We start from the raw sequence: 22202 nt of genomic DNA, 5'->3' as shown, positions 1-22202 counted from the left end.
CGCCTTCGCGAGCAAGCCCGCTCCCACAAGGGGATTTGTGGTGCTGCCGAGATTCTCAGTGAGAACCGGCCGCTTTGTTGAGGTCGCTTTCAGCCCATTCGGTATAGACACAGGCGTCCGCCGTAGCCCAGCGCACTCGCACCGGATCGCCAGCCTTGAGCGGCATGCCCGCCGCCGACAGCGCTTTCACCGTCATCGAAGTACCGCCCGAAGTCACCACGCTGCAGGTCTGGCTTTCGCCGAGAAACAACACTTCCACCACCTGCGCCGACACCTCATTCCAACCCGCCGCCAACGGCTCTTCGTTCGCCTGTTGCACGCTCAGTGCCACAGCCTTTTCCGGCCGCACCATCAACAACACGTCCTGATCGGTGTGCAGCCCGGCGGTCAGGCGAATCGACAATGACTGTCCTTCAAACGAAGCCGCCGCATTGCCCTGCGCCTTGAGCTTGAGGAAGTTCGAGTTGCCGAGGAACGACGCCACAAACGCATTCGGCGGATTCTGATACAGGTCATAACCGCTGCCCAGGCCGACAATCTTGCCGTGACTGAAAATCGCGATGCGCTGCGACAGGCGCATGGCTTCTTCCTGATCGTGGGTCACGTAGACGATGGTGATGCCCAGGCGCCGATGCAGCTGGCGCAGTTCATCCTGCAGGTCTTCACGCAGTTTTTTATCCAGCGCACCGAGCGGTTCGTCCATCAACAGAATACGTGGCTCGTAGACCAGCGCCCGGGCGATGGCGACGCGTTGCTGCTGGCCGCCAGAGAGTTGCGAAGGGCGGCGATGAGCGAATTGTTCGAGCTGCACCAGTTTCAACATCGCATCGACACGCTTGTCACGTTCGGCGGCGGCGAGTTTGCGGATCGCCAGCGGGAAGGCGATGTTGTCGCGCACCGACAGATGCGGGAACAGCGAATAACGCTGGAACACCATGCCAATGTCGCGCTTGTGTGGCGGCACGTTGACCAACGACTGACCGTTAACCAGGATCTCGCCGCTGCTTGGGGTTTCGAACCCGGCGAGCATCGACAGCGTGGTGCTTTTGCCCGAGCCGCTGGAGCCGAGGAAGGTCAGGAACTCGCCGTCCTTGATGTCCAGCGAGATGTTGTCGACGGCGGCAAAGTCGCCGTAGTGCTTGTTCAGATTGCGCAGGCTGACCAGGGGTTTGTCGTTCTGCTGGGATGCGTCTTTGATCACGGCACTCATGTCGTACTCCTGGGCGCTCAGGCGCTGATTTCGTTGCGCCGGCGCAAAGCGGCGGCGATGACCATGACCAACACCGACAGGCCGATCAGCAGCGTCGAAGCGACGGCGATCACCGGGGTCAGGTCCTGGCGCAGGGTGGTCCACATTTTCACGGGAAGGGTTTGCAGGGTCGGGCTGGCCATCATCACGCTGAGCACTACTTCGTCCCACGAAACCAGAAAGGCGAAGAGGGCGCCGGCGACCATGCCCGGACGGATCGCCGGGAACGTCACCTTGAACACCGCTTGCAGGCGTGAGGCGCCGCAGATCACCGCCGCGTCTTCAATCGACTGATCGAACAGCTTCAGCGAGTTGATGATCGAGATGATGGTGAACGGCAGCGCGACGATCACATGGCTGACCACAAAGGCAAACATGGTCCCGGTGTAACCGAGCTTGAGAAACAGCGCGTACACCGCCACCGCGATGATCACCAGCGGCACGATCATCGGCAGGGTGAACAGGCCGTAGAGCATTTCCCGACCGGGGAAGCGTCCGCGCACCAGAGCAAATGCGGTTGGCAGACCGAGGGCCACGGCGCAGATCGTGGTCAACACGGCGACCTTGAGGCTGGCCGCCGCAGCGCTCATCCAGTCGGCGTTGGAGAAGAACTGGCCGTACCATTTCAGCGTCCAGCCCGGCGGCGGGAATACCAGCCACTGCGACGAGCCGAACGACAGCAGCACGATGAAGACGATCGGCAACAGCAGGAACAGGCCGATCAGACCGGTGGTGGCGTAGAGGCCGAAACGCATGCGCCGGCTCATCGCATTGGGAGTCAGGAGCATGTCGGCTTACCTCGCGTTACTGGCGCCAACCGGGGATTCCGGCTGAAGCTTCAGGTAGAAGTAGAACAGCACCAAAGTGATCGCGATCAGCAACGCAGCGCCGGCACTGGCCAGGCCCCAGTTGAGGAACGATTGCACCTGCTGAATGATGAACTCCGGCAGCATCATGTTCTGCGCCCCGCCGAGCAGTGCCGGGGTGACGTAGTAACCGAGCGACATCACGAACACCATCAACCCGCCGGACGCCAGACCTGGCCGGCACAGCGGCAGGAACACCCGGAAGAAATTGGTCCACGGGCTGGCGCCGCAGATCGAGCCGGCCTGCAGGATCATCGGGTCGATGGCCTGCATGGTCGCCTGCAACGGCAGGACGATGAACGGGATCATGATGTAGCTCATGCCGATCACCACGCCGGTCAGGTTGTGCACCATTTCCAGCGGCTGATCGATGATGCCCAGCGCCATCAGCGCCTTGTTGATCACCCCCGAGGCCTGCAGCAATACCAGCCACGAATAGGTGCGGGCGAGCAGGCTGGTCCACATCGATAGCAGCACGATGTTGAGGATCCAGCGGCCCCAGCCGCGCGGCACCAAGGTGATCGCCCAGGCCAGTGGAAAGCCCAGCAACAGGCTGAAAATCGTCACCAGCCCGGCTACCGAGAAGGTGTTGAGCAGTACCCGCGCATACGCCGAGTTGGCGAACAGTTGTTCATAGTTGCCGAGGCCCGGGGTTGGTTCCAGTACGCCGCGCAACAGCAGGCCAATCAACGGCGCAAGAAAGAACAGGCCGAGGAACAGCAGTGCCGGGACCAGATTGCCGGCACCTTTCCAGCGTTGTCTGAAGGTTGGGGTCGAGCCGGCAGCGCCCGTGGCGCTCCCGGTCACCGTTGCAGGACGGGGCGCAGTGGCCGCCATTTTCATTTGACCAGCCATTCGTTCCACCGTGTCGCGATGGCCGGGCCGTTCTTGGCCCAGTACGCGAAATCAAGAGTGATCTGATCCTGGGCGTAGGCCGTCGGCAGGTTCGGGGCCAGCACCGAGTCCAGGCGCGCCACGCTGTCGACGTTGACCGGGGCGTAGGCGGTCAGGTTGGAGAAGTCGGCCTGGCCTTTGGCACTGCTGGCGTTGGCCAGGAACTTCATCGCCGCGTCCTTGTTTTTCGAGCCTTTTGGAATCACCAGAATGTCGGCCATGACCAGGTTCTGTTTCCAGCTCACACCGACGGGTGCGCCATCTTCTTGCAGGGCATGAATCCGGCCGTTCCAGAACTGGCCCATGCTCGCTTCACCGGAGGCCAGCAGTTGCTGCGACTGCGCGCCGCCGCCCCACCAGACGATGTCTTTCTTGATGGTGTCGAGTTTCTTGAAGGCGCGATCCAGATCCAGCGGGTAGAGCTTGTCGGCCGCTACGCCGTCGGCCAGCAGCGCCAGTTCGAGCACGCCGGGGCTGGGCCATTTGTACAGGGCGCGTTTGCCGGGGTAGGTCTTGGTGTCGAACAGGGCGCTCCAGTCCTGCGGCTTGTTGGCGCCGAGTTTGCCCTCGTTGTAGCCGAGGACGAAGGAGAAGAAGAACGAGCCGACCCCGTAATCGCTGACGAAACGCGGGTCGATCTTGTCGCGCTGGATGACGTTGAAATCGAGGGGTTCGAGCAGGCCTTCAGCGGCGGCGCGCAGGGCGAAGTCGGCTTCGACATCGACCACGTCCCACTGCACATTGCCGCTTTCGACCATGGCCTTGAGTTTGCCGTAGTCGGTCGGGCCGTCCTGCACCACGGTGATGCCGCTGGCCTTGCTGAACGGATCGGCCCAGGCCTGTTTCTGCGCATCCTGGGTGCTACCGCCCCAGCTGACGAAGTTCACGCTTTCGGCCGCCATTGCAGCCTGGCCGGTCACGCTCAGCAGTCCCGCAAAAAGGATTGCGGTTGCAGCTTTGTTCAACACCATTTTTACGCCCTCATTGTTGTGTTTTTGAGCGGGCTTGCGTTGTTGCCCGCCTGTCGGGAGCAGTAGCCGGACGGTTTTTCAGGTCGTCCGGTCTATGGAATATCATATTATGGTATTCCAAGCTTTGTGCAAGCACTTTGCCTTACCGGTTATCTGGCGGAGCTGCTTTTTTGTAGTTCGAGGAAATCGGTTTGAAACGCAAAACCCATTGTGGGAGCGGGCTTGCTCGCGAATGCGTTGGGTCATTCAACATTGATGTCGACTGATACGGCGCCTTCGGGAGCAAGCCCCCCTCCCACAGTGGAACGTGGTTTTACCCGGGGTTATTCGCTGAAGGGGATGCTCTCAACCACCTCCAGGTCATACCCGGTCAACCCCGCATATTTGAGCGGTGGCCCAAGATGCCGCAGCTTGCCCACCCCCAGGTTCTGCAGAATCTGCGCCCCGGTACCCACCTCCGAATAAATCCGCGATTGCGAGCGACTGAACTGCCGTGGCGGCTGGGTCAATTGCGGCACGCGCTCCAGCAATGCCTGCGACGATTCATGGTTGGCCAACACCACCACAACCCCATGACCTTCAGCCGCGACCCGTTGCAGCGCCGCCCACAGCGTCCAGTTGCTTGGCCCGTTGTACTCGGCGCCGACCAGATCACGCAGCGGATCAATCACATGCACGCGCACTAGCGTCGGCTCTTCGCGGCGCAGATCGCCCATGACCATCGCCATGTGCACGCCACCCTCGATGCGGTCTTCAAAGGTGATCAGACGGAACATGCCATGCACCGTCGGCAGCTCACGTTCGCCGATGCGTTCGATGGTGTGCTCGGTGCTCAGGCGATAGTGGATCAGGTCAGCGATGGTGCCGATCTTGATCCCGTGCTTGCGCGCGAACACTTCCAGATCCGGGCGGCGAGCCATGGTGCCGTCGTCGTTCATCACTTCGACGATCACCGAGGCGGGCGTGAACCCGGCCAGACGTGCCAGATCACAACCAGCCTCGGTGTGACCAGCGCGGGTCAGCACGCCACCTTCCTTGGCGCGCAGCGGGAAGATATGGCCGGGCTGCACCAGGTCTTCTGCGCGAGCGTTCGGCGCCACGGCGGCGGCAACGGTGCAAGCGCGGTCGGCAGCAGAAATGCCCGTAGTGACGCCGACCGCCGCTTCGATGGAAACCGTAAACGCGGTGCTGAACACGCTGCCATTGCTCGGCACCATCTGCTCAAGGCCCAGGCGTTGGCAGTGTTCGTCGGTCAACGTCAGGCAGATCAACCCGCGCGCCTCACGGGCCATGAAGCTGATCGCCTCGGGCGTGCAGCAGTCGGCGGCCAGCAGCAGGTCGCCTTCGTTTTCCCGATCTTCGTCATCGACCAGCAACACCATTTTGCCGAGACGATAATCTTCGAGGATTTCTTCGATGCTGTTGAAGGCCATGCTGGACTCTCAGGGTTGGTTGCAAATAATATTGGTATACCATAATACAAAATCAACAAAGAGGTCACTATGAAGGCGTACTGGATTGCCCACGTGGATGTCGACGATGCCGAGCACTACAGCCAATACACCCAACGCGCGCCGGCAGCGTTCGCCGAGTTCGGCGCGAAGTTTCTGGCCCGGGGCGGGCGCAGCGAAGCGCTGGAGGGCAGGGCTACTCCTCAGCGTAGCGTGGTGATCGAGTTCGAGAGCTATGAGAAGGCCGTGGGGTGCTACCACTCGGCGGCGTATCAGGAAGCGAAAAGTTATCGCGAGGAATGGGCGCGGGCGGAGATCGTTATCGTCGAAGGCATCGCCCCACTCTAAGGCTCACCGCAAAACACTTGTAGGAGTGAGCCTGCTCGCGATAGCGGTCTGCCAGTTGATAACGATGTTGACTGACACACTGCTATCGCGAGCAGGCTCACTCCTACAAAAAGCGAAACGTTGTCAGCGGATAAAGTGAATCTTGCCGCTGTCATCATTGCCCATGTAGATCCCATACACCCCGGCCTGACGCTCCTCGATGTAACGCTCGAGAATCTGCCGGATCGCCGGGTAATAGATCTGCTCCCACGGGATGTCTTCGGGGGCGAAGAACTTATAGTCCATGGTCTCAGGGCCGAACTGGCCGGTGATCTCCAGCGCGATCGCGCGGAAGATGATGTACACCTCGCTGATCTTCGGCACGCTGAAAATCGAATACGGCGAGACGATTTCCGCGCGCACGCCGCTTTCTTCCCAGACTTCGCGCAGCGCCGCCTGCTCGGTGGTTTCGCCGCTTTCCATGAAGCCGGCCGGCAGTGTCCAGGTGCCCGGACGCGGTGGGATCGCCCGTTGGCACAAAAGGTATTTGCCGTCCTGCTCGATGATGCAGCCGGCGATGATCTTCGGATTGACGTAGTGGATGTAGCCGCAGCCGCGGCACATCAGGCGCTCGTGCGTATCGCCCGGCGGTACCTGCTGACCGAGGTCAGGGCCACCGCATTTCGGGCAAAAGCTCGGGCTGAACATGTCAGTGACCTATGCGCGGTTCTTTCAGCGCGATCGGCAGGGTGATGTTCGGCGTGGCGCCGGTCTCTTCCTGTTTGCGCTTGAGGTAGTCGAGGGCCACGGCCGCAGCGGCGCGTACGTGATCGACGCAGGCCTGATGCGCCGCCAGTGGATCGCCGCTCTTGATCGCCTCGACCATTTTCTCCATTTCGTGGTTACTCGCGCCGCGACGGTTTTCCTGGGACACCGAGGTCGCTCGCAGATAGCTGATGCGTGCCTGCAACTGGCGCAACTGGGTGGCCGCAACATGGTTGCCCGAGCCTTCGAGCAGCACGTCGTAGAAGCCCTGTACCGAGTCGATCACCTGTTGCAGTTCGCCGTCCTTGAGCGCCTTGCGGTTCTCGTCGAGGGCTTTTTCCAGGGCCTTGATGTCCTTGGCCTTGGCGCGCAGGGTGAACAGCTGGACGATCAGGCCTTCGAGCACGCAGCGCAGCTCATAGATGTCGACCGCATCGGCGAGGGTGATGATCGCCACCCGTGGGCCTTTGGCATCGGCGAACTCGACCAGACCCTCGGACTCCAGGTGACGCAAGGCTTCGCGCACCGACGTACGGCTGACACCGAGGCGATCGCACAGATCGCGCTCCACCAGACGATCGCCGGGCATGAGCTGGAAATTCATGATCGCGCTACGCAGTTTGTCCAGCACGATTTCGCGCAGGGTAACGGGGTTGCGATTGACCTTGAAGCTGTCGTCGAGTGGCTGGCGTTTCATGGGGTCCGCTCTTGAAGTTGGCTGTCCATGCCAGACGGGCATCTAAACAGCCGAGGGGTTAACTGGAGGCCTCGGCGTCGGCTTCGGCGAAGGCTTCACGGGCGAGCCGGAAACTGTCCACGGCTGCCGGGACGCCGCAATAAATACCGACCTGAAGCAGAATTTCGCGTATTTGCTCACGACTCAGGCCGTTACGCAAGGCGCCGCGCACATGCAGCTTGAGTTCGTGCGGGCGGTTGAGCGCCGAGATCATCGCCAGGTTGATCATGCTGCGCTCCTTGAGCGACAAACCCTCGCGCCCCCAGACATGGCCCCAGCAGTACTCGGTGACCATTTCCTGCAGCGGGCGGGTGAAGTCGTCGGCGTTGTCGATCGAGCGCTGCACATAGGCTTCGCCCAGTACCTGAGTGCGGATCTTCAGGCCTTTTTCGTACTTTTCGTTGCTCATCATTCCTCCTGTCACCACAAATCCCTTGTAGGAGTGAGCCTGCTCGCGATAGCGGTGGATCAGTCGACATCAATGTTGAATGTCAGTCCGCTATCGCGAGCAGGCTCACTCCTACAGGGGGTTGTGCGAATCCGTCAGGCCAGTGTCGGCAAAGGCCCAAGTTTGCCCTTGTGATAAATCATCGGCGTCACCGGTTGCTCGGGCAAAATCAGGTGCTTCACCGCGCCGACAATGATCGCGTGATCACCACCGTCGTATTCACGCCACAACTCGCACTCGATGATCGCCGTGGCCTTGGCGAGGATCGGGTTACCCAGTTCGCTCAAATGCCACTGGATGTCTTTGGCCTTGTCCTTGCCTTTACCGGCGAAGGCGTAGGCCTCGGCGGTCTGGTCGGCGGACAGCAAATGGATCGCGAACTTCTTGCTGTCGCGCAGCACCGGGTAGGTGTCGGAAGCGTAGTTGGGACAGAACAGCACCAGCGCCGGATCAATCGACAGCGCGCTGAAGGCGCTGGCGGTGATGCCGACGATGGCGCCGTCCGGGTCGAGGGTGGTGACCACCGTGACCCCGGACGGAAACGAGCTCATGACGTCTTTGTAAATGCCGGGTTCGATCATGTCGCAGGACTCCTAACGCATCACAAACGGATCAGGCATCGGCGCCTGAGAGAGATTGATCCACACCGTTTTCAGTTCGGTGTAGGCCAGCACCGAATCGATGCCGCTTTCGCGTCCATAGCCACTGTTCTTGAAACCGCCGATCGGCGCCATCGCCGAGACTGCGCGGTAGGTGTTGACCCAGATGATTCCCGAACGCACGTCGCGAGCGAGGCGATGGGCGCGACCGAGATCGCGGGTCCAGATACCGGCGGCGAGGCCGAACTGCGAGTCGTTGGCGATCGCCAGCGCCTCAGCTTCGTCCTTGAAACGAATCACCGAAGCCACCGGGCCGAAGACTTCTTCCTGCATGATCTTCATCGAGTTGCGGTCGCACTCGAACAGCGTCGGCTCGTAGAACCAGCCGTCACCGAGATCGGTCGGACGTTTGCCGCCGGTGCGCAACCGCGCGCCTTCAGCAATGGCGTCAGCCACCAGCCCTTCGACCACCGCCAATTGCTGCGCAGTGGCCATCGGGCCCATTTCGCTGTGGTCTTCCTGCGGGTTGCCGATGCGGATGCGCTGGGCGCGTTCGACCAGACGGTTGACGAACTCGTCGTAGATTTCGTCCTGCACCAGCAGGCGGGAGCCGGACACGCAGCTCTGGCCCGAGGCGGCGTAGATCCCGGCGATGGCGCCGTTGATCGCGCTGTCCAGATCGGCGTCGGCGAAGATGATGTTCGGCGACTTGCCGCCGAGTTCCAGCGACAGCTTGGCGAAGTTCTCGGCGCTGCTGCGCACCACATGCCGGGCCGTGGCCGCGCCGCCGGTGAAGGCGATCTTGCGGATCAGCGGATGGCGGGTGAGGGCGGCGCCGGTGCTCGGCCCGTAACCGGTGACAACGTTGACCACACCCGGCGGAATTCCGGCTTCGAGGGCCAGACGTGCCAGCTCAAGGATGGTCGCCGAGGCGTGCTCGGACGGCTTGATCACGATGGTGTTGCCGGCGGCAAGGGCCGGCGCCAGTTTGATCGCGGTCAGGTACAGCGGGCTGTTCCACGGAATGATCGCGGCGACCACACCCATCGCTTCGTGCACGGTGTAGGCAAACAGGTCTGGCTTGTCCAGCGGCAGGGTGCCACCTTCGAGCTTGTCGGCCAGGCCTGCGGTGTAGTGGAAGAACTCCGGCAGATAACCGACCTGCCCCCGGGTTTCGCGAATCAACTTGCCATTGTCGCGGCTTTCCAGCTGCGCCAGTTGTTCCTTGTTTTCTGCGATCAGGTCACCGAGACGCCGCAGCAGTTTGCCGCGCGCGGTGGCGGTGAGGCCGCGCCAGGCCGGGCTGTCGAAGGCTGTCTGTGCCGCTTGCACGGCGCGTTCGACGTCAGCTTCATCGGCGTCAGGCAACTCGGCCCAGGCCTGGGCGCTGGCCGGGTTGAGGCTTTCGAAAGTCTTGCCGGAGAGGGCGTCGACCCATTCTCCGCCGATGCACATCTGGAAGCGTGCGAGTGTCATGCAACGATCCCCTTTATATGGTTTTGTCGGGAGTGTGCGTAGTCGAGAAATTCCAGCAGCGTCTGGTTGACCAGGCGCGGCGACTCTACCGGCATCATATGCCGTTGCTCGGGCAGCACCGCAACCTTCGCGCCGGGGATGCACCGGGCCAGTTGCTCGGCCATTTCCGGGGTGGAACCGGGGTCGAGTTCGCCGGTGGCGATCAGCGTCGGCGCCTGAATGCTGCCGAGGTCGTCGGCGCGGTACATGTCCTGGGTGGCGAACAATTCGTAGGTGGTCAGGTAGCCTTGCGGATCATTGCCGGCCAGGGTCTGACGAATGGCCGCGATCTGCGCCGGGTTGGCCGCCTGATATTCACGGCTGAACCAGCGCGACAGCGCCGCTTCGGCGTTGGCATCCGGGCCGTGTTCAGCCGCCTGCGCGGTACGCGCGATAACCCCGGCGCGCTGTTCTTCGCTGCGGTTGAACACGCTGTTAAGCACCACCAGGCTTTGCAGGCGCTCGGGGTAATGCAGGGCAAACGCCCGCGCCACCAGGCCGCCCATGGAAAAACCGATCACCGCTGCCTGAGGCAGATTCAGGTGATCGAGCAGCTCCAGCAACTGATCGGCGTAACCGAGCAGGCCGGTGCCGCTGGCCGGGCGCGGGCTGGCGCCGTGGCCTAGCATGTCGTAGGCGATCACCCGGTATTGGGCAGACAGGCCAACGATCTGGCCGCCCCACATTTCTTTGTTCAGGCCCACGCCGTGGATCAAGACCACGGGCTGGCCTTGGCCGGTCGCCAGGTAACTGGTGCCAGCCGGGGTGAGTTCAGCGGTGAGCCGAATCATGGAGCGCTCCTGCAGTGCCTTTTTATTGTGATTACTGGGCTTTTTCGGCGGCCAGTTCTTCCAGATCGATGTAACGGTTGCCGATGCGCGGGTGCAGGCGACCACCGTCGGCGCAACCGAGCACCACGACGATTTCGTCGGCACGCGGCGCGTCTTCGATCTGCATTTCCAGGGTGATGTAGTGCGAACGCAGGCCTTCGTCATCCTTGTGCATCATCGGGATCTGAATCGAAGTGCCCGGGCCGCCGCGCTTGTTGGTGAAGCTCAGGTAGCTCTTGGCCTTGACCGCCTCGCGGTAGTGGTTGCCGAAGCGCAGGGTGTGGATCACCGCCGAGGCGTGCTCGATTTCGCCGTCGGCGCCGACCACTGCCGCTTTGCCGTACGCCTCGATCTTCTCGGCGCCGCCGATGATGCCCACCAGACGCTCGACCATCATGGCGCCGAGGTCGGAGCAGTTGGCGCGGATTTGCGGTTTCAGATCCTCGACGAAGCCGTTGCCGACCCACGGGTTCTTCATCACCACGGCCAGCCCGACCATGGTCACTGGCTTGTCAGTGACCTTGCCGCCTTCGATGAAGGTTTCTTCGACATAGCTGACGATCTTGCGAATTTCGAAACTCATGAGCTGCTCCGTAGGGGGATTGAGAGTGTCTGTGCGTCTGATGGTATACCATAATACCGATCGTGCAAGTCCCCTACGCAAGATTTGCCGGATCCATCCGGCGAATGGCGCTGCATTGATTGCCTGCCTCGATCTCACAAGCACCGCTGTACTCCTGTGGGAGGGGGCTTGCTCCCGAAAGCGGTGGATCAGTCGACATCTCGGGTGCCTGACACATCGCCTTCGGGAGCAAGCCCCCTCCCACAATGGAAATCACCGCTGACAGGAGGTCATCCGGTTAACAAAAGATAACGTGGCGCCGATTGTCAGACGTTTCCAAAGCCCGATAGGATGAGCCAGCTTCCCAAGGCGCTCTGGACTGCGGGTTTCACGGCTATGCTTGTGACCCATCAGTCACCACGAGCACCCTTGCGGCGCCCTAAGGCCGAATGGCCTAACAATAATAAATAGGGGAAGGTCTATGAGTCGTTGCCGCCCGCCGGCGTTACGCAACACCGCGTTGCTGGCCACAGCACTCACTTTGCTGGGCTTTGCCACGTTATCGGCACCTGTGATGGCCGCCGAGGCGCCAGCCGACGTGGTCTATGCCACCGAATCGGCCAAAGCCGCGAAAAGCCTGATGCTCGATGTAGTCCACGCCGGCAACCGCCTGGTGTCGGTCGGGGATCGCGGACACATTCTCTATTCCGACGACCAGGGCAAGACCTGGACCCAGGCCAAAGTGCCGTCCCGGCAACTGCTGACGGCGGTGTACTTCGTCGATGACCAGCACGGCTGGGCGGTCGGCCACGACGCACAAATTCTCGCCAGCGCAGACGGCGGTCTGACCTGGAGCAAACAATTCGAAGATCTCAAGCGCGAATCGCCGCTGCTCGACGTCTGGTTCAAGGACGTCAACAGTGGCCTTGCCGTGGGCGCGTACGGCGCGTTGCTGGAAACCACCGATGGCGGAAAAAACTGGGAAGACGTCAGCGACCGCCTCGACAACGAAGACCAGTTCCACCTCAACGCCATCGCGGCGGTGAAGGACGCCGGGCTGTTCATCGTCGGCGAGTCGGGCAGCATGTTCCGCTCCGCCGACTGGGGCCAGACCTGGGAAAAACTCGAAGGCCCGTACGAAGGCTCGCTGTTCGGCGTGATCGGTACGGCGCAACCGCAGACACTGCTGGCCTACGGCTTGCGCGGCAACCTCTACCGTTCCACCGATTTCGGCAGCACCTGGGAACAGGTTGAACTGAAAGCCGCACGCGGCGCGCTGGAATTCGGCCTGTCCGGCGCCACGCTGCTCGCCGACGGCTCGATCGTGATCGTCGGCAACGGCGGTTCGGTGATCAGCAGCAGCGACAACGGCGAAACCTTCAGCGTCTTCAACCGCCCGGATCGCATTTCGCTGTCCTCGGTGACGGCAGCCGGCGACGGCAATCTGATTCTGACCGGGCAGGGTGGCGTGCACACCACGCAGCCAAACGGCGCCGAAATCAATAATAAGAAGGCGGGGCTATGACTTCCTTGATCACTCCTCAGCAGGACAAGGCGACGTTCCTCGAACGTCTGATCTTCAACAACCGCCCGGCAGTGATCCTGATCTGTCTGGTGGTCAGCGTCTTTCTGTTCTGGCAGGCCACGCTGATCCGGCCGTCCACCAGTTTCGAAAAAATGATCCCGCTCAAGCATCCGTTCATCGAGAAGATGATGGAGCACCGCAACGATCTGGCGAACCTGGGCAACACCGTGCGCATTTCGGTGGAGGCCAAGGACGGTGACATCTTCTCCAAGGAGTACATGGAGACCCTGCGGCAGATCAACGACGAGGTGTTCTACATCTCCGGCGTCGACCGCTCCGGCCTCAAGTCGCTGTGGAGCCCGAGCGTACGCTGGACCGAAGTGACCGAAGAGGGTTTCGCCGGCGGGGAAGTGATCCCGCAGAGCTACAACGGCTCGCAGGACAGCCTCGATCTGCTGCGCAACAACGTGCTCAAGTCAGGGCAGGTCGGACGCCTGGTGGCCAACGACTTCAAGTCGAGCATTGTCGACATTCCGTTGCTGGAGTCCTACCCGGACCCGCAGGATCAGGGCAAGTTGCTGGCACTGGACTACCGCCAGTTCTCCCATGAGCTTGAAGACAAGATCCGCAACAAGTTCGAAGCGCAGAACCCCAACGTCAAGATCCACATCGTCGGTTTCGCCAAGAAGGTCGGTGACCTGATCGACGGGCTGGTGATGGTGGTGATGTTCTTCGGCATCGCTTTCGTCATCACTCTGATCCTGCTGTTGTGGTTCACCAACTGCCTGCGCAGCACCATTGCGGTGTTGAGCACCACGCTGGTGGCGGTGGTCTGGCAACTGGGGCTGATGCACTTCTTCGGCTTCGGGCTGGATCCGTATTCGATGCTGGTGCCGTTCCTGATCTTCGCCATCGGCATTTCCCACGGCGTGCAGAAGATCAACGGTATCGCCCTGCAATCGAGTGAGGCGGACAACGCCCTGACCGCTGCGCGGCGCACCTTCCGCCAACTGTTTCTGCCGGGGATGATCGCGATTCTCGCCGATGCCGTGGGCTTCATCACCCTGCTGATCATCGACATCGGGGTGATCCGCGAACTGGCGATCGGCGCGTCCATCGGCGTGGCGGTGATCGTGTTCACCAACCTGATCCTGTTGCCGGTGGCGATTTCCTATGTCGGCATCAGCAAGCGTGCGATTGCCAAGAGCAAGAAAGACGCGAATCGCGAACATCCGTTCTGGCGCCTGTTGTCGAACTTCGCCAGCCCGAAAGTCGCACGCATCTCGGTGCTGCTGGCGCTGATCGCCTTCGGCGGCGGCCTCTGGTACAGCCAGAACCTGAAGATCGGCGACCTTGATCAGGGGGCGCCGGAGCTGCGTCCGGACTCGCGCTACAACAAGGACAACAACTTCATCATCAGCAATTACTCGACCAGCTCCGATGTGCTGGTGGTGATGGTCAAGACCAAAGCCGAAGGCTGCTCGCGCTACGAAGCCATGGCGCCGATCGACGAGCTGATGTGGAAGATGCAGAACACCGAGGGTGTGCAGTCGGCGATCTCGCTGGTGACCGTGTCCAAGCAGATGATCAAGGGCATGAACGAGGGCAACCTGAAATGGGAAACCCTGTCGCGCAACCCGGACGTGCTGAACAACTCGATCGCCCGCGCCGACGGCCTTTACAACAACAGCTGTTCGCTGGCCCCGGTGCTGATCTTCCTCAATGACCACAAGGCCGAAACCCTCGACCGCGCGGTGCACGCGGTGCAGGAATTCGCCACGGCCAACAACAAGGACGGTCTGGAATTCATCCTCGCCGCCGGCAACGCCGGGATCGAGGCGGCCACCAACGAAGTCATCAAACAGGCCGAGCTGACGATCCTGATCCTGGTGTACATCTGCGTCGCGGTGATGTGCATGATCACCTTCCGCTCGTGGGCGGCGACCCTGTGCATCGTCCTGCCGCTGGTCCTGACCTCGGTGCTGGGCAACGCGCTGATGGCGTTCATGGGCATCGGCGTCAAAGTCGCGACCCTGCCGGTGGTGGCGCTGGGCGTGGGGATCGGCGTGGACTACGGGATCTACATCTACAGCCGTCTGGAAAGTTTCCTGCGCGCCGGGCTGCCATTGCAGGAAGCTTATTACCAGACCCTGAAATCCACCGGTAAAGCGGTGCTGTTCACCGGTCTGTGCCTGGCCATCGGCGTGTGCACCTGGATCTTCTCGGCGATCAAGTTCCAGGCCGACATGGGCCTGATGCTGACCTTCATGCTGCTATGGAACATGTTCGGTGCGCTGTGGCTGTTGCCGGCACTGGCGAAGTTCCTGATCAAGCCGGAGAAGCTGGCGGGGCAGAAGGGCAACTCGTTGTTTGCTCACTGATCCGGATGCTTGAAACGACAAAGCCGCAACCTCGGGGTTGCGGCTTTTTTTATCCTGCGAATTTCACACAATCCCTTGTAGGAGTGAGCCTGCTCGCGATAGCGGTATATCAGGTAGAGAATCACGGAATGACACACCGCTATCGCGAGCAGGCTCACTCCTACAAGGGGAATTGTGGTGTGTCAGGAGAGCTCGGTGCCTAGCACGACGCTAAGCGCACTGCGCGCATCATCCAGCTGCACCAGCGTTGCATGCCTTGCACCCAGCGCATCACGGTTCTCGATCGCCGTAAGAATCGCCTTGTGCCTCGGCAGCGCCAGTTCATGCAGATTCGGGCGCTGGTTGGAATGCTTCAACGCCTCGGCAATCGCCACCGAAAGCATGTTGCACAGGTTCGCCAGCAGATCATTGTGGGTCGCGTCGGCGATGCGGCTGTGGAAGTCCAGATCCGGTTGCAGCAAGGCTTCCGGCGTCGGCGCTGCTTCCATGCGTTGATAGGCTTCGCCGATGGCCGCGATGTCAGCCTCGGTCGCGTGCTGGGCGGCGAGGGCGGCGGCGGCCGGTTCGATGATGCTGCGCACACTGGTCAGCACATTGAAGAATTCATTCTGCGGGCTGCTTTGCATCAGCCAGTGCAGCACATCCGGGTCGAGCATGTGCCACTCGCGGCGGGCCTTGACCACTGTGCCGACGCGCGGTTTGGAATACACCAGCCCCTTGGCCACCAGCACTCGCGTGGCTTCGCGCAACACCGGCCGGCTGACCGCGTATTCCTCGCACAACAGCGCTTCGGCGGGCAGTTTGTCGTCGGGCAAAAAGCGTCCGGAGACGATCTGCATGCCCAGTTCCTGGACAATGCGCGAGTGCATGCTTTTGCGATCGGAAGGTTTGCGGTAATCCATGGGGAACGGCGCGATCCTGAGCGATGGAGATGCCGCGCATCATAGCAGGCGTGCGGCGATCTTGAGGCTGATGCATAGCAAATGTAGGAGTGAGCCTGCTCGCGATGGCGGTGTGTCAGTCAGCATGTGTACCAACTGGCGGACCGCTATCGCGAGCAGGCTCACTCCTACAGTAGATCTGCGGGGTCAGTGAGAATGACGCGGGACTTCGGCCCCTCGGCAACCCACCAGGAAGTCGAAATCACAACCCTGGTCCGCCTGCAGCACATGGTCGATGTACAGCTGACGATAGCCGCCCACCAACAATTGCTGCGGTGGCTGCAGATCCGCCATGCGCGCTGCCAGTTCGGCATCCGGAATATCCAGATGCAAACGCCCGCTGGCGCAATCCAGCTCGATCCAGTCGCCTTCCTGCACCACCGCCAACGGCCCGCCGGCCGCCGCTTCCGGGGCGACGTGCAAAACCACCGTGCCGTACGCGGTGCCGCTCATCCGCGCGTCGGAGATGCGCACCATATCGGTCACGCCTTGAGCCAGCAGCTTGGCTGGCAGGCCCATGTTGCCCACCTCGGCCATGCCCGGATAACCCTTCGGCCCGCAGTTCTTCATCACCAGAATCGAATCTTTATCGACATCCAGTTCCGGATCATTGATCCGCGCCTTGTACATGTCGAAGTTCTCGAACACCACCGCACGACCGCGATGTTGCATGAGCTCAGGCGTAGCGGCGGACGGCTTGAGCACCGCACCCAGCGGCGCCAAATTGCCGCGCAGCACGCAGATGCCACCGTCAGCGCGGATCGGATTGTCGAGGGTGCGGATCACTTCGTCCTCGCCATAGATCGGCGCGTCCTTGGTGTTCTCGCCCAGCGATTTACCGTTGACGGTCAGCGCATTCGGATTGGGGATCAGATTGGCCTCGCCGAGACGGCGCAGCACCGCCGGCAAACCACCGGCGTAGTAAAACTCTTCCATCAGAAAGCGCCCGGACGGTTGCAGGTCGACAATGGTCGGCATGCCGCGCCCGATGCGGGTCCAGTCGTCCAGATCCAGCTCGACGCCGATGCGCCCGGCGATGGCTTTCAGGTGAATGACCGCGTTGGTCGAACCGCCAATAGCCGCGTTGACCCGAATGGCGTTTTCAAAGGCTTCCTTGGTCAGGATCTTCGACAGGCGCAAGTCTTCGCGAACCATCTCCACCGCGCGCATGCCGGACATGTGCGCCAACACGTAACGTCGCGCATCGACTGCCGGGATCGCCGCGTTGTGCGGCAGGGATGTGCCCAGTGCTTCGGCCATGCAAGCCATGGTCGACGCGGTGCCCATGGTGTTGCAGGTACCCGCCGAGCGCGACATGCCGCCCTCGGCCGCGAGGAAGTCGTCGATGGTGATGGTGCCGGCCTTGACCTGCTCGCTGAGCTGCCAGACCACCGTGCCCGAGCCGATGTCCTTGCCCTTGTGCTTGCCGTTGAGCATCGGCCCGCCGGTGACGACGATCGCCGGCACGTCGCAACTGGCCGCGCCCATCAGCAATGCCGGGGTGGTCTTGTCGCAGCCGGTCAGCAGCACCACGCCGTCAATCGGATTGCCGCGAATCGCCTCTTCGACGTCCATGCTCGCCAGGTTGCGGGTGAGCATGGCGGTCGGGCGCAGGTTCGACTCGCCGTTGGAGAACACCGGGAATTCCACCGGAAAGCCACCGGCCTCGATCACTCCGCGTTTGACGTGCTCCGCGATCTGGCGGAAATGCGCGTTGCACGGGGTCAGTTCCGACCAGGTGTTGCAGATGCCGATGATCGGCTTGCCATGAAACTGGTGGTCGGCGATGCCCTGATTCTTCATCCAGCTGCGGTACATGAAGCCGTTCTTGTCGGCAGTGCCAAACCATTGGGCCGAGCGCAGGGTGGGTTTCTTCTCAGACATGATCTGTTCTCTTATTGTAAGACTATTGTTTACGAGTCACGGCTAAACATAAGCGCAAAATCGACGGTTTGGAAGTGTTGTTGGGTAATTAGTATTACTATATAGTCGTTTTCGACGGAGGGATTGGCCCTGGCGGTGTTCCGCGAGAGGCGTCCCCCGAGGTTCTATAAAAACAACAATCGGAGACCGACCCCATGAGCCAGGAACTGCGGCTGATCCGCCGCATCACGCTGAAACTGATTCCCTTCCTGATCCTGCTGTACCTGATCGCCTATGTGGATCGCTCCGCCGTCGGCTTCGCCAAGCTGCACATGGGTGCCGACATTGGCATCGGTGATGCGGCCTATGGTCTCGGTGCCGGGCTGTTTTTCATTGGCTACTTTCTTCTCGAAATCCCCAGCAACCTGATGCTCGAGCGCTTCGGTGCGCGGCGCTGGTTCGCGCGGATCATGATCACTTGGGGCGCGATCACCATCGGCATGGCGTTCGTCCAGGGCCCGCACAGTTTCTACGTCATGCGCTTTCTGCTCGGCGCCGCGGAGGCGGGTTTTTTCCCCGGCGTTCTGTACTACATCACCCAATGGTTCCCGGTACGCCATCGCGGCAAGATCCTCGGCCTGTTCATCCTCTCGCAACCGATCGCGATGATGATCACCGGCCCGGTGTCCGGCGGCTTGCTCGGTATGGACGGCATCCTCGGTCTGCACGGCTGGCAGTGGCTGTTCATCGTCATCGGCACCCCGGCGATCCTGCTGACCTGGCCGGTACTGCGCTGGCTGCCGGACGGCCCGCAGCAAGTGCAATGGATGGATCAGGCCGAGAAAGACTGGCTGACCGGCGAGCTGAAAAAGGATTTGCAGGAATACGGCCAGACCCGTCACGGCAACCCGCTGCATGCACTCAAGGACAAACGCGTGTTGCTGCTGGCGCTGTTCTATCTGCCGGTGACCCTGAGCATTTACGGCCTCGGCCTATGGTTGCCGACATTGATCAAACAGTTCGGCGGCAGCGATCTGGTGACCGGTTTCGTCTCGTCGGTACCGTACATCTTCGGCATCGTCGGCCTGCTGATCGTGCCGCGCAGCTCCGACCGCATGAACGATCGCTACGGCCACCTGGCGGTGCTCTATGTATTGGGTGCGCTGGGCTTGTTCTTCAGCGCGTGGCTGACCCTGCCGGTGGCGCAACTGGCGGCGCTGTGCCTGGTGGCGTTTGCGCTGTTTTCCTGCACGGCGGTGTTCTGGACCTTGCCGGGACGATTCTTCGCTGGGGCGAGCGCGGCGGCGGGGATTGCCTTGATCAACTCGGTGGGCAACCTCGGCGGCTACATCGGGCCGTTCGTGATCGGCGCGTTGAAGGAATACACCGGGAACCTGGCTTCGGGGCTGTATTTCCTCAGTGGGGTGATGGTATTCGGTTTGATTCTTACAGCAATCGTTTACCGGGTGCTTGAGCGTAAACATGTGCTGCCGGTCGAGCAGTTCGCCGCCAGTGCACGCGGCGCCACCCGAACCTGAATCTGCAGAACAACATGGAGCCCATGTGGGAGCGGGCTTGCTCGCGAATGCGGTGGGTCAGCCACCATCATCGTTGAATGACACACCGCTTTCGCGAGCAAGCCCGCTCCCACAATGGATCGGCGCCGAATTCAAGACTGGTTTACAGGAGAGGACATATGCATCTGGTTCAATTCGAATTGATCAACGGCGAGCGCCGCGTTGGCGTGGTCGACAACGGGCTGATCCGCGAAGTGCAGGACGCCCGCAGCGTACGCGATCTCGCGCTGGCCGCGATTGAGGCCGGCAGCACCCTGGAGCAGCAAGTACAAACCCATGGCCTGGGCATCAGTCATGACTATGCGCAATTGCTCAAAGACTTGCGCATCCTGCCGCCGCTGGACCATCCCGATCCGGCGCACTTGCTGGTCAGCGGCACCGGCCTCACGCACCTGGGCAGCGCCTCGGCGCGGGACAAGATGCACCAGCAGGCCGGCGACGAAGCGCAAATGACCGATACCATGCGCATCTTCAAATGGGGCGTGGAGGGCGGCAAACCGGCGGCGGGGCAGGCGGGCGTGCAGCCGGAGTGGTTCTACAAGGGCGACGGCAGCATCGTCGTGCGTCCGGGCGAGGCGTTCCCGTTGCCACCGTTTGCCGAAGACGCCGGCGAGGAACCGGAAATGGCCGGGCTCTACGTCATTGGCCACGACGGCAAACCGTATCGCCTCGGTTTCGCGGTGGGCAATGAGTTCTCCGATCACGTCATGGAACGCAAGAACTACCTGTACCTGGCTCACTCGAAACTGCGCAGTTGCAGTTACGGCCCGGAACTGCGCACCGGCGAATTGCCGCAGCATCTGGCCGGCAGCAGTCGCATCCTGCGTAACGGCGAGGTGCTGTGGCAAAACGAATTCCTCAGCGGCGAGGCCAACATGTGCCACAGCCTCGCCAACCTTGAATACCACCACTTCAAATATCGCCAGTTCCTGCGTCCGGGCGACGTGCACATTCACTTCTTCGGCACCGCGACCCTGTCGTTCGCCGATGGCATTCGCACCCAACCGGGCGACCAGTTTGAAATCAGCCAGGCCGAATTCGGCGCCCCGCTGGTCAACGGCATCGCCCCGGCAGCAGCGGCTTTTCAACCGGACAGCATCGGTACCCTTTAAGGAGCTCCCATGACTCAGATTCTCGGCCACAACTACATCGGCGGACAGCGCAGCGCAGCGGGCAATGTGAAACTGCAAAGCGTCGACGCGACCACCGGCGAACAGCTGCCGTACGCTTTCATTCAAGCGACTGAAGCCGAAGTCGATGCCGCCGCCAAAGCCGCCGCCGCAGCGTACCCGGCCTTTCGCAGCCTGAGCGCCGAGCGCCGCGCACAGTTTCTCGACGCGATTGCCGATGAGCTGGATGCCTTGGGTGATGATTTCGTCGCGCTGGTCTGCCGTGAAACCGCACTACCGGCGGGGCGGATTCAGGGCGAGCGCGGGCGCACCAGCGGGCAGATGCGCCTGTTCGCCAAAGTCCTGCGGCGCGGTGATTTCTACGGCGCGCGGATCGACCTGCCGTTGCCGGATCGCCAGCCGTTGCCACGCCCTGATCTGCGCCAGTACCACATCGGCCTCGGCCCGGTGGCCGTGTTCGGTGCGAGCAACTTTCCGCTGGCGTTTTCTACGGCCGGTGGCGATACCGCTGCGGCGCTGGCCGCCGGTTGCCCGGTGGTGTTCAAGGCGCACTCGGGTCATATGGCTACCGCTGAACTTGTCGCCGATGCACTGATTCGTGCCGCCGAAAAAACCGCGATGCCGGCCGGTGTGTTCAACATGATCTACGGCGCTGGCGTCGGCGAGTGGCTGGTCAAGCATCCGGCGATTCAGGCGGTCGGTTTCACCGGTTCGCTGAAGGGCGGTCGGGCACTGTGCGACATGGCAGCGGCGCGGCCGCAACCGATCCCGGTGTTTGCCGAGATGTCGAGCATCAACCCGGTGATCGTTCTGCCGCAAGCCTTGGCCGAGCGTTCGGAAACCATTGCCCGCGACCTGACCGCTTCGGTGGTGCAAGGCTGCGGGCAGTTCTGCACCAATCCGGGACTGGTCATCGGTATTCGCTCGCCGCAGTTCAGCGCCTTCGTCCAGCAACTCGCCGGGCTGATTGGCGACCAACCGGCGCAAACCATGCTCAACGCCGGCACCCTCGGCAGTTACGGCAAAGGTCTGAAAAAGTTGCTGGCGCATTCCGGCATCGAGCATCTGGCGGGTAATCCGCAGCAGGGTAACCAGGCGCAGCCACAACTGTTCAAGGCCGATGTCAGCCTGTTGGTCAACGGTGATGAAGTGCTGCAGGAAGAAGTGTTCGGCCCGACCACGGTGATCGTCGAGGTAGCGGACAAGGCCGAGCTGAGCGCGGCGTTGCAGGGCCTGCACGGGCAACTGACAGCGACGATGATCGGCGAACAGGCCGACTTCGAAGGCTTCCCGGAACTGACGCCGCTGCTCGAACAGAAAGTCGGGCGGATCCTGCTCAATGGTTATCCGACCGGGGTCGAGGTGTGCGATTCGATGGTGCATGGCGGACCGTATCCGGCGACATCGGATGCGCGCGGCACCTCGGTGGGGACGTTGGCGATTGATCGTTTCCTGCGCCCGGTGTGCTTCCAGAACTACCCCGACAGCTTGCTGCCGGAACCGCTGAAGAATGGCAATCCGTTGCGCATTCAGCGCCTGGTCGACGGCAAGCCGTCCCGCGACGCGTTGTAA

20 protein-coding genes are annotated in these 22202 nt (G+C 61.7%); 6 read left to right on the top strand and 14 right to left on the bottom strand.

Annotation, left to right across the window (positions count from 1 at the left end; all coding sequences use genetic code 11):
* Nucleotides 1-55: 55 nt before the first annotated feature.
* From AC1RBR_RS15365 to ribBA, 5 genes are all read right to left on the bottom strand, one after another.
* Nucleotides 56-1210: an ABC transporter ATP-binding protein gene (locus AC1RBR_RS15365; RefSeq protein WP_492565328.1), complete on the bottom strand. Its 1155-nt coding sequence runs from the start codon at nucleotides 1208-1210 to the stop codon at nucleotides 56-58.
* 17 nt (nucleotides 1211-1227) lie between these two features.
* Nucleotides 1228-2037, bottom strand: a complete 810-nt coding sequence (locus AC1RBR_RS15360) for an ABC transporter permease (protein ID WP_346833922.1) — start codon at nucleotides 2035-2037, stop codon at nucleotides 1228-1230.
* A gap of 6 nt (nucleotides 2038-2043) precedes the next feature.
* Nucleotides 2044-2958: an ABC transporter permease gene (locus AC1RBR_RS15355; RefSeq protein ID WP_492567245.1), complete on the bottom strand. Its 915-nt coding sequence runs from the start codon at nucleotides 2956-2958 to the stop codon at nucleotides 2044-2046.
* On the bottom strand, nucleotides 2955-3980 hold the full coding sequence (locus AC1RBR_RS15350; RefSeq protein WP_492565325.1) for an ABC transporter substrate-binding protein: 1026 nt from the start codon (nucleotides 3978-3980) through the stop codon (nucleotides 2955-2957). Before AC1RBR_RS15350 ends, AC1RBR_RS15355 begins: the two co-directional genes overlap by 4 nt.
* Nucleotides 3981-4303: 323 nt before the next feature.
* A complete protein-coding gene (gene ribBA, locus AC1RBR_RS15345; protein ID WP_492565323.1) occupies nucleotides 4304-5413 on the bottom strand; it encodes a bifunctional 3,4-dihydroxy-2-butanone-4-phosphate synthase/GTP cyclohydrolase II in 1110 nt (369 codons plus the stop codon).
* 69 nt (nucleotides 5414-5482) lie between these two features.
* Here ribBA and AC1RBR_RS15340 point away from each other — a divergent pair, with 69 nt between their 5' ends.
* Complete coding sequence (locus AC1RBR_RS15340; RefSeq protein ID WP_492565321.1) at nucleotides 5483-5779, top strand: DUF1330 domain-containing protein; 297 nt, start codon at nucleotides 5483-5485, stop codon at nucleotides 5777-5779.
* A gap of 123 nt (nucleotides 5780-5902) precedes the next feature.
* Here AC1RBR_RS15340 and AC1RBR_RS15335 read toward each other — a convergent pair whose 3' ends face one another.
* From AC1RBR_RS15335 to AC1RBR_RS15305, 7 genes are all read right to left on the bottom strand, one after another.
* The gene (locus AC1RBR_RS15335) at nucleotides 5903-6466 is read right to left on the bottom strand and encodes an NUDIX hydrolase (RefSeq protein WP_095136393.1); all 564 of its coding nucleotides are present in this window, start codon (nucleotides 6464-6466) and stop codon (nucleotides 5903-5905) included.
* A gap of 1 nt (nucleotide 6467) precedes the next feature.
* The gene (locus AC1RBR_RS15330) at nucleotides 6468-7220 is read right to left on the bottom strand and encodes a GntR family transcriptional regulator (RefSeq protein ID WP_007968636.1); all 753 of its coding nucleotides are present in this window, start codon (nucleotides 7218-7220) and stop codon (nucleotides 6468-6470) included.
* A gap of 58 nt (nucleotides 7221-7278) precedes the next feature.
* Nucleotides 7279-7668 carry a carboxymuconolactone decarboxylase family protein gene (locus tag AC1RBR_RS15325; protein ID WP_027613073.1) on the bottom strand — a complete coding sequence of 130 codons (390 nt, stop codon included), beginning with the start codon at nucleotides 7666-7668 and terminating at the stop codon, nucleotides 7279-7281.
* 134 nt (nucleotides 7669-7802) lie between these two features.
* A complete protein-coding gene (locus AC1RBR_RS15320) occupies nucleotides 7803-8288 on the bottom strand; it encodes a flavin reductase family protein (protein WP_204896335.1) in 486 nt (161 codons plus the stop codon).
* Between the two features lie 12 nt (nucleotides 8289-8300).
* Nucleotides 8301-9782: an aldehyde dehydrogenase gene (locus AC1RBR_RS15315; RefSeq protein WP_492565318.1), complete on the bottom strand. Its 1482-nt coding sequence runs from the start codon at nucleotides 9780-9782 to the stop codon at nucleotides 8301-8303.
* Entirely contained in the window at nucleotides 9779-10612 is an 834-nt protein-coding gene (locus tag AC1RBR_RS15310) for an alpha/beta fold hydrolase (RefSeq protein ID WP_492565317.1), read from the bottom strand. Before AC1RBR_RS15310 ends, AC1RBR_RS15315 begins: the two co-directional genes overlap by 4 nt.
* Before the next feature lie 31 nt (nucleotides 10613-10643).
* Nucleotides 10644-11234, bottom strand: coding sequence for an amino acid synthesis family protein (locus AC1RBR_RS15305; RefSeq protein ID WP_095136389.1), 591 nt, complete (start codon nucleotides 11232-11234; stop codon nucleotides 10644-10646).
* Between the two features lie 460 nt (nucleotides 11235-11694).
* Here AC1RBR_RS15305 and AC1RBR_RS15300 point away from each other — a divergent pair, with 460 nt between their 5' ends.
* A complete protein-coding gene (locus AC1RBR_RS15300; RefSeq protein ID WP_115984927.1) occupies nucleotides 11695-12738 on the top strand; it encodes a WD40/YVTN/BNR-like repeat-containing protein in 1044 nt (347 codons plus the stop codon).
* A complete protein-coding gene (locus AC1RBR_RS15295) occupies nucleotides 12735-15119 on the top strand; it encodes an efflux RND transporter permease subunit (RefSeq protein ID WP_253151345.1) in 2385 nt (794 codons plus the stop codon). The genes AC1RBR_RS15300 and AC1RBR_RS15295 overlap by 4 nt, the downstream gene beginning before the upstream one ends.
* A gap of 182 nt (nucleotides 15120-15301) precedes the next feature.
* On the opposite strand, the gene AC1RBR_RS15290 is transcribed toward AC1RBR_RS15295, so the two are convergent.
* Together AC1RBR_RS15290 and AC1RBR_RS15285 are read right to left on the bottom strand one after the other, a co-directional pair.
* Complete coding sequence (locus tag AC1RBR_RS15290) at nucleotides 15302-16021, bottom strand: FadR/GntR family transcriptional regulator (RefSeq protein WP_007917986.1); 720 nt, start codon at nucleotides 16019-16021, stop codon at nucleotides 15302-15304.
* A gap of 186 nt (nucleotides 16022-16207) precedes the next feature.
* Nucleotides 16208-17944 (bottom strand): IlvD/Edd family dehydratase, encoded by a 1737-nt coding sequence (locus AC1RBR_RS15285; protein WP_027613081.1) that lies wholly within the window; start codon nucleotides 17942-17944, stop codon nucleotides 16208-16210.
* A gap of 194 nt (nucleotides 17945-18138) precedes the next feature.
* On the opposite strand from AC1RBR_RS15285, the gene AC1RBR_RS15280 reads away from it, so the two are divergent.
* The 3 genes from AC1RBR_RS15280 (at nucleotide 18139) to AC1RBR_RS15270 (ending at nucleotide 22202) form a co-directional block, all read left to right on the top strand.
* Entirely contained in the window at nucleotides 18139-19461 is a 1323-nt protein-coding gene (locus AC1RBR_RS15280) for an MFS transporter (RefSeq protein WP_204896339.1), read from the top strand.
* A 158-nt stretch (nucleotides 19462-19619) separates the two neighbouring features.
* A complete protein-coding gene (gene araD1 / locus AC1RBR_RS15275) occupies nucleotides 19620-20612 on the top strand; it encodes an AraD1 family protein (protein WP_492565314.1) in 993 nt (330 codons plus the stop codon).
* A gap of 9 nt (nucleotides 20613-20621) precedes the next feature.
* Nucleotides 20622-22202 carry an aldehyde dehydrogenase (NADP(+)) gene (locus AC1RBR_RS15270; protein ID WP_492565312.1) on the top strand — a complete coding sequence of 527 codons (1581 nt, stop codon included), beginning with the start codon at nucleotides 20622-20624 and terminating at the stop codon, nucleotides 22200-22202.

The organism is Pseudomonas sp. GW823-FHT01D03 (assembly GCF_058798255.1).
Note: the sequence above shows the minus strand (reverse complement) of the source record. Positions and strands in the feature narration are given on the sequence as shown.